The sequence below is a fragment of the Pseudarthrobacter sp. efr-133-R2A-89 genome, assembly GCF_030209315.1.
GTDB lineage: Bacteria > Actinomycetota > Actinomycetes > Actinomycetales > Micrococcaceae > Arthrobacter.
Genome location: NZ_JARVSE010000013.1, coordinates 119,536 through 130,605, shown reverse-complemented (window position 1 = coordinate 130,605; position 11,070 = coordinate 119,536). Strand labels below are relative to the sequence as shown.

Below are 11,070 nucleotides of genomic sequence, written 5' to 3'. Positions count from 1 at the left end.
GTCCGCCGGGGACGGGCTAGTTTCCCTGCACGGACTCCGACCCGTCGGCGGGAGACTGCGAGGGGGCGGCGGCACTGTGCTTGCCGTGGCCCGCCAGGTACAGCGCGGCCGCAGCTTGCAGCTTGCGCTCCTTCAGGAGCTTGCGCTGGACCCTGCTGAGCTCAGCAGCCGTGGCCGCCTGCTTGGCTGCAACCTCCCGCTGCGAACGCAGCTGCTCCTGGACATCCAGGACCAGTCCGCCCAGTTCCACCTGCTGGCGGGCAAGGAGCTGTTGGGTGTCCTGCAGTTTCCGGAGCGTGTCAGCGGCGCTGGCCACGGCGTCCGCGGCCTTGTCGACGCTGTCGGCGGACCGCAGGTCCAGCCCCTCGGAGCGGAAACTCCTGGCGAAAACTTCCTCGAAGTCCTCCGTCGCAACCCTTCCGGAGGCTGCCGCCGCAGCGGCAGCACCGCCGTCGTACGTCTTGGCGGGGGCAGCTGCGGCACCGGCATGCGCCGAACTCCGTGCCGCTGTTCCCGGCCCGCCCGGGAGGGTCCCGTTCCCGGCTGCAGCAACCACCGGCAGCTGGCCGGTCATGGCGGTCATTCCCGCTTCACCGGCGGCATTGGCCTGCAAGGTGGCCTCGGGGGTGATGTCCACGGTCCTGCGCAACGGCTTTTCCTTGATGAAGACGACGGCGATGAGGGCCACCACGCTGACAATGGCAGTGATCATGAAGATGCCTGCCGTGGCGTCGCCGTAGGCAGCGCGCATAATGTCCGCAATCGGCGCGGGCAGGTCCTTGAGGTCCAAAGTGGCACCGCTGTTTCCGCCGGCTTGGATGCCGAGTTTCGCGAGCCCGTCGGTGGCCAGCTCCTTGACGTGGTTGGCCATGACGGCGCCCAGGACGGACACGCCGATGGCGCCGCCCACCGAGCGGAAGAACGCGACGGAGGCGCTGGCGGAACCGATGTCCTTGGCCTGGACGGTGTTCTGCACGGCAAGGACGAGGTTCTGCATGAGCATGCCCAGTCCGACGCCGAAGATGCCGGTGTAGAGGCCGGTCAGCCAGAGTTCGGTGGTGTGGTCCATGGTCCCGGCAAGGGCCAGGCCGCCGATCAACATGATGGTGCCGCCGATCAGGAAGCGCTTCCACTTGCCGTAGCGGCTGATCAGCTGGCCGGACACGACGGAACCGATCAGGTTGCCGGCGATCATGGGCAGGGTCAGCAGGCCGGCCTCGGTGGGCGTGGCGCCGCGGGCCACCTGGTAGTACTGGCCCAGGAAGGTGGAGGAACCGAACATGGCCACGCCAACGGCCACGGACGCAACGATGGCCAGGGCGGTGGTGCGCTCGGAGATGATCTTGAGCGGGATGATCGGCTGGGACACCTTGGATTCCACCAGGACCAGCAGCGCGAGCAGGAGGACGCCGCCGCCCACCATGACCGCCGTCTGCCAGGACCACCAGTCGTAGTAGTCGGGGTTGCCGGCGAAGGAAACCCAGACCAGGAGCAGGCTGACGCCGGACGTGAGCAGGATGGCGCCGAGCCAGTCGATCTTGGCGGGGCGCTTAATGTGCGGAACCTTGAGCGTGACCTGGAGCAGGATCAGGGCGACGACGGCGAGCGGCACGCAGACAAAGAAGGTCCAGCGCCAGCCCAGCGGGCTGTCCACGATGAAGCCGCCGAGCAGCGGCCCGCCGGCCGTGCCGACAGCCATGACGGCGCCCATGTAGCCGGAGTACTTGCCGCGCTCGCGCGGCGGGATGATGGAGCCGATGATGGCCTGTGCCAGGGCTGTCAGGCCGCCCATGGCGATGCCCTGGATCACGCGGGCGGTGAGCAGGAACGGGATGTTTTCGGAGAAGCCTGCCATGACCGAGCCGGCAACGAAGATCACGATGCTCAGCTGGACCAGGACCTTCTTGTCGAAGAGGTCCGCGAGCTTGCCCCAGATGGGGGTGGTGGCAGCGTTGGCCAGCAGGGCCGCCGTGATGACCCAGGCGAAGTCGGTCTGGGTGCCCTTGAGCTCGGACATGATGGTGGGCAGCGCGTTTGCCACGATGGTGCTGCTGAGGATGGCGGTGAAGAAGGCGGCGAGGAGGCCGGTCAGGGCTTCCATGATCTGCCGGTGGTTCATGGGTGCGCCGGGTTCGTGGCGCTTGGATTGCCGCGATTCCTGTTTAGCGGAGCGTTGGCGCTGGCGCTCCTGCTCCTGGTCCGCGGCGGCGGTGACGTTGGCCATTAGTTGACTCCTGCGTGTTCGTTGGTGGTTCCGGCCGCCCTTGCCCGGATGGAATTCTTCAGGGATGCCGTGAGCTTGTTCAGCATCGCGGCGGTTGCAACGGCGTCGTCCTCGTTCCAGTCGGCGAGGTAGCCCTGCAGGGTTTCTGCCCGGTGGCGCACCAGCTCGGCGAGCTTTTCCTTACCCTTGGGTGAGAGGGCCAACAGCTGGGCCCTCCCATCGTCCGGGTCCGGAGTGCGAAGCACCAGGCCGGCGTCCGCCAGTTCCGCGACATGCCGGCTGAGGACTGGAGCACTGACCCCCAGCCGTTCGGCGAGATGCGCGGCACGGGTTTCCCCTTCGCCAATGAACTTCAGCACGCCTTGGAGTGCGATGCCCGTGTCTTGACCTTTGACGTTGACCATGGTGACGCAGCGCAGCGCGCGCTGGAGGTCATAGATATGGCTGACGAGGTCGGCTGCGGTGGCCGGTGCGACAGACATGATCCTCCCTAAAGAATTAGTTGCTGCAAGCAACTGTACCAGAAAAAGGTTGCTTAGGGAAACGAAGTTATTGCCGTGGATGCCTTTTAAATGGCAACGCTCCCCCACGCAGCCGTTGCCGGCGCGTAAGGGAGCGTATGTGCGGAAGCCTTGGGTTCAGTTGTCCAGATGGGTGGGCGCGAACATCTTCAGGAGTGTTTCAACCACGACGACGTTGGGGCCGTCCGCGGCGAACGCGGCCTTGAGCGCGTCCCCCACATCCTCCGGGGCCACCCGGGTTGCCGGCACGCCGAAGGATTCCGCCAGCTTAACGAAGTCGGGGCGGGCCAGTTCGGTTGCCGTGGCCTTGCCGAAAGCGCCCACCATGTACTCGCGCAGGATGCCGTAGCCGCCGTCGTCCACGATCAGCCAGGTGACCGGGACGTTGTGCTGTTTGGCCGTGGCCAGCTCGGCAATGGAGTACATCGCGGATCCGTCCCCGGACACGGCCAGCACCCGGGCAGCGCTGGCGTCCTTGCCCGTGGTTTCCAGGCCCACCGCACCGCCTATCGCCGCCGGGAAGCCGAAGCCGAGTCCGCCGGCGCCCTGGGCCGAGTGGAACTGGCCCTGGCGGGCATCCCAGCAGGACCATCCCCAGTAGGCGCTGATGGTCATGTCCCAGAACGTCTGCATGTCCGCCGGGACTGCCTCACGAATGTCGGCCATAAAGCGCAGTTCCTTGGCCAGGTCCTGCTCTTCGAGCCGGGCCTTGACCTTGGCGAGAGTGACCTTGACCAGGTCCTCGGGCGGGGTGCCGTGCCAGTCCGCCCGTTCGCCGTGCGGCTCCACCAGGGCCTCATCGAGGGCGGCCAGCGCCTGGCCGGCGTCGGCCCGGATGCCCAGGCCGGGCCGGTTGGACTCCAGGACCCGGGGTTCAGCGTCGATCTGGATGATCCTGCCGCGCGGCTCGAAGGTGAAGTAGTTGGACGTGACTTCGCCGAGTGAGGAGCCGATGACGATCAGCACGTCGGCGTCTTCCAGTAACTCCGTCATGTACTGGTCCTCGATCCAGGACTGGAGCGAGAGTTCATGGTTCCAAGGGAACGCGCCGTTGCCGCCGGGCGTGCAGATGACCGGGGCGCGCAGCTTCTCCGCGAGCGACAACAGCGGTTTCTCCGCCTTGCCGCGCCTGGTTCCGCCGCCGGCAATGATCGCCGGCCGCTTCGCTTCCGAAAGCCAGGTCACGGCCTCGCGGACCAGTTCAACGCGCGGCGGGTTGTCCGCGGCTTCGGCGAGCGCGTCCTCCACCGGCGGCACCATGATGGGATCCAGCAGGACGTTCTGCGGGATTTCGAGCCACACGGGGCCCTGCGGCGAGGAGATGGCTTCGGTCCAGGCGTCCTGGATGGCCGAGGGGATGCCGGAGGCGTGCTGGATCAGCCGCTGGCTCTTGGTGACGTTGGCGGCGGAGGCCTTCTGGTCATCGAGCTGGTGCAGCATGCCCTTGCGGCGGGCGCCGAGGCCTTCGAGCGGAATCTGGCTTGCCACCACCACCATCGGGACGCCGGTGGCGTAGGCCTCCTGCAGCCCGGCCAGGGACGTCAGCGCGCCGGGGCCGGTGGAGAGGAAGAGGACGCCGACCTCGCCGGTGGCGCGGGAGTAGCCGTCGGCGGCGAAGGCTGAGTTATTCTCCACCCTGGAGGAGACGAAGTGCAGGTTGCCCCGGCCCATCGCGTCAAAGAGGCCGAGCGCGTGCTGGCCCGGGATGCCGAACACCGTCTTGGCGCCCAGCGCTTCAAGCGTTTCGACGACGAGGTCCCCGCCGTTGCGGGCCCCTCCCCCGGAAGCGCCGGCAGGAGTGGGGTGTACAGGTTCGGTCACGGCGCTACTCCTTGGCGGCGGCAGCGAAGCCGGCGGGCCTGTGGGTTGCCCGGCCCAGCGCCTGGGCCTCGTAGCCGTTTGCCGCACCGAAGCGGTCCCCGGGAACGGCGTTGTCCGCCATGAGGGTCACCAGCTCGTACGCGACGTGGCTGGCCGCGACGCCGGTGATCTCGGCATGGTCGTAGGCCGGGGACACTTCGACGACGTCGGCGCCCACGAGGTTCATGCCGCGGAAGCCGCGGATGATTTCCAGAAGTTCGCGGCTGGTGATGCCGCCGGCTTCCGGGGTTCCGGTGCCGGGCGCGTGGGCAGGGTCGAGGACGTCGATGTCCACGGAGATGTAGAGCGGGCGGTTGCCGATCCGGTCACGGACCTTGGCCACGGTTTCCAGGACACCTTGGTAGTAGACGTCGGCGGAGGTGACGATGCCGAAGCCGAAGCGGTGGTCGTCGTCGAGATCCTTCTTGCCGTAGAGCGGGCCGCGGGTGCCGATGTGGCTGATGGCTTCGGTGTCCAGGATGCCCTCCTCGACGGCCCGGCGGAACGGGGTGCCGTGGGTGTATTCGGCGCCGAAGTAGGTGTCCCAGGTGTCCAGGTGGGCATCGAAGTGCAGCATGGCGATGGGCCCGCCGGCGCGCTCGGCGGCCGCCCGAAGCAGTGGCAACGCGATGGTGTGGTCCCCGCCCAGGGTCAGCAGCTTGCTCCCGGCCGCGGTCAGGTCCAGCGCGTTCTGCTGGATGGTCTCGATGGCTTCGTTGATGTTGAACGGGTTGACCGCCATATCCCCGGCGTCGGCCACCTGTATGTTTTCGAACGGGCTGACGTCCCAGGCCGGGTTGTAGGGGCGCAGCAGCCTGCTGGCCTCGCGGACATGGTTGGCGCCGAAGCGGGCGCCGGGCCGGTAGGACACTCCGGAATCGAAGGGGACACCCACCACCGTGACGTCAGCCTTGGCCACCTGGTCCAGTCGTGGCAGCCGGGCGTAGGTGGCGGCACCCGCGTAGCGCGGAATCCGGGATGAATCGATGGGGCCAAGGTTGCCGTTGGCTTCGATGCGCAGCTCTTCCAATGGAGGCCTCTCCTTCGAGGAGTTGAGGGGAATGTGTGACTGCCATCATACACCCCTGTTTCCCTTGGAGCATCAAGTGTTTACCAAACCCGCCCCGGAACCCTGCAGATAAGTCAGCGACTGGCGGCGGGCACCAGGACCCAGAGCACCTCGACAGGCTTGTCCGATGGATTGATCCAGGTGTGCGGCTCGCGCCCCGGGAACGTCACCGTGTCGCCGGTACTGAGGTCGTACTCCTCATTGGTGAGGATCAGCTTGATGGATCCCTTAATCACATGCAGCACGTCCACGTCACAGTCCACGGCATAGAGTTCGGACTCGCCCCGTCCGTGCGGCTCAATGACGGCCTGGATGATCTGGACCCGACGTTCCGAGCGGGCGGTCAGCAGCCGCTCCACGATGCCTTGGCCGCCGAGCGAGATCCGCGGCCCGTCGTTGCGCTTGGTGAGGTGGGTTTCCGGCGCGGCGAACAGGTCGCCAATAGAGATCGAGAGTACTTGGCAGAGCGTCACCAGTGAGGCCACGGACGGTGAGGTCAGGTCGCGCTCCACCCGGCTGAGGAACCCTTTGGTCAGCCCGGTGGCGTCCGCAACCTGCTCGATGGTGAGCCGCTGGGACTGCCGGGCGGCCCGGATCCTGGAACCGATGGCGACCGGGACGTTACTGGGCTCAACTGGCAGTGCCTTCATCTACGAACCTTTCATGGCCGGCAGCCCGGCTCCACTCTCGAGCCATCCTAATCCGCGGCGCTTTTGTGACGCGTGCATGCCACACGCCGGCCGCGCGGCGCGATTGTTCTTGACTGTTGCGACCGTCACATCCTAGGCTTTGAAAACTCCTGTTGCCTATAAGGCAATACTGGAATCCCCAAAACTGGAATCCCCTCCGTTCGTCCGCGGCGGGACCGGTGCGGCCCCGCCCCGGTCCCACACCCGGCGGCCAACAGCTCCAAAGGAGCCCTTCACATGGATGCAAGTGCCATCAACATCGCCATCGTGGTGGTGTACCTGCTCGCAATGCTGGCTTTCGGCTGGTGGGGCAAGTCCCGCACCAAGAACAACAGCGACTTCCTGGTTGCCGGCCGCCGGCTGGGCCCCTTCCTGTACACCGGCACCATGGCCGCGGTGGTCCTGGGCGGAGCGTCCACCGTGGGCGGCGTGGGACTTGGCTACAAGTTCGGCATCTCCGGGATGTGGCTCGTGGTGGCCATCGGCGCCGGCGTCCTGCTGCTGAGCCTGCTCTTCGCCGGCACCATCCAAAAGCTGAAAATCTACACCGTGTCCCAGATGCTCACCCTCCGCTACGGGAGCCGGGCAACCGAGGCCTCGGGCATCGTCATGCTCGCCTACACCCTGATGCTCTGCGCCACCTCCACGGGCGCCTACGCCACCATCTTCGTGGTCCTCTTCGGGCTTGACCGGGCCCTCGCCATCGCGATCGGCGGAGCCATTGTGCTGGTGTACTCCACCATTGGCGGCATGTGGTCCATCACCCTGGCGGACCAGGTCCAGTTCGTGATCAAGACCGTGGGCATCTTCTTCCTGATGCTCCCCTTTACCCTCAACGCCGCCGGCGGCCTCGACGGCATCCGCAGCCGCGTGGATGCCAGCTTCTTCCAGATGGACGGCATCGGCGTCCAGACGATCATCACCTACTTCGTGGTGTACACCCTGGGCCTGCTGATTGGGCAGGACATCTGGCAGCGCGTGTTCACCGCAAAGACGCCCACGGTGGCCCGCTGGGGCGGCGCCACGGCCGGCATCTACTGCATCCTCTACGGCGTGGCCGGCGCCCTGATCGGCATGGCCGCCAACGTTGCCTTGTCCGGCATCAAGATCGCGGCCAAGGACGACGTCTACGCCGAGGTGGCCCAGAACATCCTGCCCATCGGCATCGGCGGGCTGGTCCTCGCAGCGGCCGTGGCCGCCATGATGTCCACCGCGTCCGGCGCACTGATCGCCGCCGCCACCGTGGCAAGGGCGGATGTCCTGCCGTTCGTTGCCGGCTGGTTCGGCAAGACGGTCAACACCGATGACTCCGAGAACCCGGAGCATGACGTCAAGGCCAACCGCGTCTGGGTCCTGGCACTGGGCATGGTGGCGATCGTCATCGCCATCATCACCAAGGACGTTGTCGCGGCACTGACCATCGCCTACGACATCCTGGTGGGCGGCCTCCTGGTGGCCATCCTGGGCGGCCTCGTCTGGAAGCGCGGCACCGGACTGGGAGCAGCGGCATCCATGGCAGTCGGCTCCGTGGTGACCCTGGGCACCATGATCATCCTGGAGGTCAATGCCAAGGCGCCGCTGGACGGCATCTACGCGAACGAGCCCATCTACTACGGCCTGATCGCCTCGGCCATTGTCTACGTCGCCGCCTCGCTGCTCACCCGCCCCACCGATCCCCTGGTCATGCAGGCCTGGCAGCGCCGCGTGGCCGGGCAGGAGCCGGAGGAGGCTCCCGAGGAAATCCTCGCCGGCCACTGACCGGCCACAGGATTCAACGCACGACGACGGCGCCTCCTTTCGCTTCCAGGCGAAAGGGAGGCGCCGTCGCCGTTGGTCCTACTCCCCTTCGCCGCGGAGCTCGTCGTCATCCAACGGGACCTCGCGGTCCTCGGCGTCGATGACGACCGGAGGGGCCTGGACCACGGGCTCTTCCTGGTCCAGGAATTCATCCTCCGCGTCCCAGCCGGCGTCGTCCACCGGGGCATCCTCGGCGTAGTCGTAGGCGGGGTCCGCTTCTACGGCGTCCAAGTGCGGCATGTCCGGGTGCTGTCCGGTGGTGCCCATGATCCAACCTCCGTGTTTCGCCTGGCGTGCTCTTTCGGGACCGGCGAAGGCCGCGCCACCCCTTCATCACAGCACCGGCCGGGCTGGGGGTCAAGGGCCGCGGCGGCACCACTGAAGGCCGCCAAATTGAGGAAAAGCAGGGTCCGCTTTTACGGTAAACCGAAACTCCCCAACGAGGTTTGCCAGCCAAAAAACCGCGGAAATTCGCAGTACGCTGGCAGGGCAAAGGCGCCGCAACCATGCCCTTTCCAAACCCAGGAGTACCAGTGTCGCAGCACGCCCAGTCCGAATCCCATGCCGTCCCGGAGGCCGCCACGACCGCCCGGAGCCAGCCCTCGCCGTCGAACATCAAACGGTGGCGCCAGTACCTGGCCGACGAGCGCGCCGAAGCCGCCGTCTACCGCGATCTGGCGCAGAACCGCGAAGGGGAAGAGCGGGCCATCCTGCTGGCCCTGGCCGAGGCCGAAGGCCGGCACGAGGCGCACTGGCTGGCCCTTCTGGGCGAGCATGCGGGCAAGCCGAAACGGGCATCCGCCCGAAGCCGGTTCCTGGGGTTCCTGGCCAGGCACTTCGGCTCTGTCTTTGTGCTGGCCCTGGCCCAGCGGGCGGAGGGCCGTTCCCCTTACGCCAAGGACCCCAATGCCACCGAGGCCATGGCTGCCGACGAACAGATCCATGAGGAGGTGGTCCGGGGACTGGCAACCCGCGGCCGCAACCGGCTGGCGGGCACGTTCCGCGCCGCCGTCTTCGGTGCCAACGACGGCCTGGTCAGCAACCTCTCCCTGGTGATGGGCATGGCGGCGTCCGGAGTGGCCAGCAGCGTGGTGCTGCTCAGCGGCATCGCCGGGCTCCTGGCCGGTGCCATGTCCATGGGGGCCGGCGAATTCATTTCCGTCCGTTCCCAGCGGGAACTGCTGGCAGCCACGCGCCCCACTCAGGTCACCTTGGCGGCTGCGCCCAAGCTTGACCTCGAACACAACGAACTCCTGCTGGTGTACCTGGCCCGCGGGATGTCGCGGGAGGCAGCCGAACACCGGGTGGCCGAGCGTACGGGCCTGCTGTCCTGCGACTGCGACCCGAGCCTGTCGCTGCAGCCGGAGCTGCCGGAGGAAGAGGACCAGCATGAGGCAGTGGGCACCGCATGGGGTGCCGCGCTCTCCAGTTTCTGCTTCTTCGCTTCCGGCGCCATCATCCCCATCCTGCCTTTCCTGTTCGGCCTCACCGGCGTTGCCGCCCTCGTGGTGGCGGGGTCCCTTGTGGGCATCTCCCTCCTGGCCACCGGCGCCGCCGTTGGCCTGCTGTCCGGCACTTCCCCACTGACCCGCGGCCTGCGCCAGCTGGCCATCGGCCTCGGCGCTGCCGTCATCACGTACCTGCTGGGCCTGCTGTTCGGCACGGCGGTGGGCTAGCCGCCACCTGCCCACTCCGTGGAGGTCCTCGGGCGCCGTTCAGCGGCGCCGGAGGACCTCCACTGCTTCGTCCACCGTGTCCACCAGGAAGATGTAGTCGGCCATGGTGCGCCCGGCGGCCAGGCTGGCCAGCATGGGCCATGCCGGGTAGTCCTGTTCCCAGTGCCGGCGCCCCACCAGCACCATGGGAGCCACCTTTTCCCGGGCACCGTAGTAGTTTTCGCAGGCGTCCTGGAAGATCTCCTGGACTGTGCCCGCGGCTCCGGGCAGGAACACGATGCCGCCGTGGCACAGTTCCAGAAGGATGGCCTCGCGGATGGCATTGGCGAAATATTTGGCGATGTGCGTGGCGAAGTAGTTGGGCGGTTCGTGTCCGTAGAACCAGGTGGGGATCCCGAGGGACGGCGTCCCGTCCGGATGGCGTTCGACGACGGCAGCCGCCGCACGTGCCCACGCCGAGACCGAGGGACGGAAGCCGGGAACAGCGGCGAGCGTGGCAAGCGCTGCCTGCACGTCACCGTCGGACGCCCGGCTCAGGTACGCGCCGAGGTTCGCTGCCTCCATGGCCCCTGGGCCGCCGCCCGTTGCCACCGAATGGCCGTCAAGGGCCAGGAGCCTGCCCAGCCGGGCCGCGTCCGCAAACTCCCGGCTGCCGCGGGGCGCTGCGTGGCCCCCCATCACGCCGACGATAGAGCGGCGGTGCCACGCCACGGACCGGGTCAGCTCATCCAGCGCATCGCCGATCGCATGGTCATGCAGGGCCGAGGCCAGCGTCGAGTCCACGCGGTGGCGCTGGCCGGGCTGGATGCTCCAGTGGTAGATGCGCGCATCCGGCAATTCCTCATACGGTGCGGTTGCCAGTCCGGCGTACAGTTCGGCCGGGGAATACAGGACGGCCCGGTATGGGTCGAAGGGGACTCCTTCAAGCCTGGGGAAGATCAAGGCGCCGCGGCTGCGGAGGTTGGCTTCCATACCGTCGTCGAAAATGCAGCCCAGGAACATCGCGCCCTCGACGCGGACGTTTTTGAGTGCCGCGGACCGGCCCCGCAGGTCCAGCGACTGTGCATGCCAGCCGTGCAGGTTGACCGCACCGCCGGCCACCAGGCTGTCGAAGCTGGCCAGGTCCTGGACTTCGAGGTTGCGGGGGCGGGGACCAAGGCTTCCGGCGAAATTCATGGTTGCTGCCCCGCGCTCCACATCATGCAGCCAGCCTAGGCCACCAACCGCAACGGCG

General features: G+C 67.3%; 9 protein-coding genes. 2 read left to right on the top strand and 7 right to left on the bottom strand.

Features of this window, described 5'->3' with window-relative positions:
• Nucleotides 1-16 precede the first annotated feature (16 nt).
• From QRM95_RS19845 to QRM95_RS19825, 5 genes are all read right to left on the bottom strand, one after another.
• A complete protein-coding gene (locus QRM95_RS19845; protein WP_285249132.1) occupies nt 17-2,224 on the bottom strand; it encodes an MDR family MFS transporter in 2,208 nt (735 codons plus the stop codon).
• A complete protein-coding gene (locus tag QRM95_RS19840; protein ID WP_018762209.1) occupies nt 2,224-2,706 on the bottom strand; it encodes a MarR family winged helix-turn-helix transcriptional regulator in 483 nt (160 codons plus the stop codon). The genes QRM95_RS19845 and QRM95_RS19840 overlap by 1 nt, the downstream gene beginning before the upstream one ends.
• 156 nt (nt 2,707-2,862) lie before the next feature.
• The gene (locus tag QRM95_RS19835) at nt 2,863-4,566 is read right to left on the bottom strand and encodes a thiamine pyrophosphate-binding protein (protein WP_285249131.1); all 1,704 of its coding nucleotides are present in this window, start codon (nt 4,564-4,566) and stop codon (nt 2,863-2,865) included.
• A gap of 4 nt (nt 4,567-4,570) precedes the next feature.
• Entirely contained in the window at nt 4,571-5,635 is a 1,065-nt protein-coding gene (gene speB, locus QRM95_RS19830; RefSeq protein ID WP_285249130.1) for an agmatinase, read from the bottom strand.
• Nucleotides 5,636-5,748: 113 nt separating this feature from the next.
• The gene (locus tag QRM95_RS19825; protein WP_018762206.1) at nt 5,749-6,324 is read right to left on the bottom strand and encodes a helix-turn-helix domain-containing protein; all 576 of its coding nucleotides are present in this window, start codon (nt 6,322-6,324) and stop codon (nt 5,749-5,751) included.
• Nucleotides 6,325-6,600: 276 nt separating this feature from the next.
• On the opposite strand from QRM95_RS19825, the gene QRM95_RS19820 reads away from it, so the two are divergent.
• The gene (locus QRM95_RS19820; RefSeq protein WP_285249129.1) at nt 6,601-8,121 is read left to right on the top strand and encodes a sodium:solute symporter family protein; all 1,521 of its coding nucleotides are present in this window, start codon (nt 6,601-6,603) and stop codon (nt 8,119-8,121) included.
• Nucleotides 8,122-8,199: 78 nt separating this feature from the next.
• On the opposite strand, the gene QRM95_RS19815 is transcribed toward QRM95_RS19820, so the two are convergent.
• Nucleotides 8,200-8,427, bottom strand: coding sequence for a hypothetical protein (locus QRM95_RS19815; protein WP_285249128.1), 228 nt, complete (start codon nt 8,425-8,427; stop codon nt 8,200-8,202).
• Between the two features lie 266 nt (nt 8,428-8,693).
• Here QRM95_RS19815 and QRM95_RS19810 point away from each other — a divergent pair, with 266 nt between their 5' ends.
• The gene (locus tag QRM95_RS19810) at nt 8,694-9,836 is read left to right on the top strand and encodes a VIT1/CCC1 transporter family protein (protein WP_285249127.1); all 1,143 of its coding nucleotides are present in this window, start codon (nt 8,694-8,696) and stop codon (nt 9,834-9,836) included.
• Between the two features lie 39 nt (nt 9,837-9,875).
• On the opposite strand, the gene QRM95_RS19805 is transcribed toward QRM95_RS19810, so the two are convergent.
• Entirely contained in the window at nt 9,876-11,012 is a 1,137-nt protein-coding gene (locus QRM95_RS19805) for an LOG family protein (protein WP_285249126.1), read from the bottom strand.
• Nucleotides 11,013-11,070: the final 58 nt, after the last annotated feature.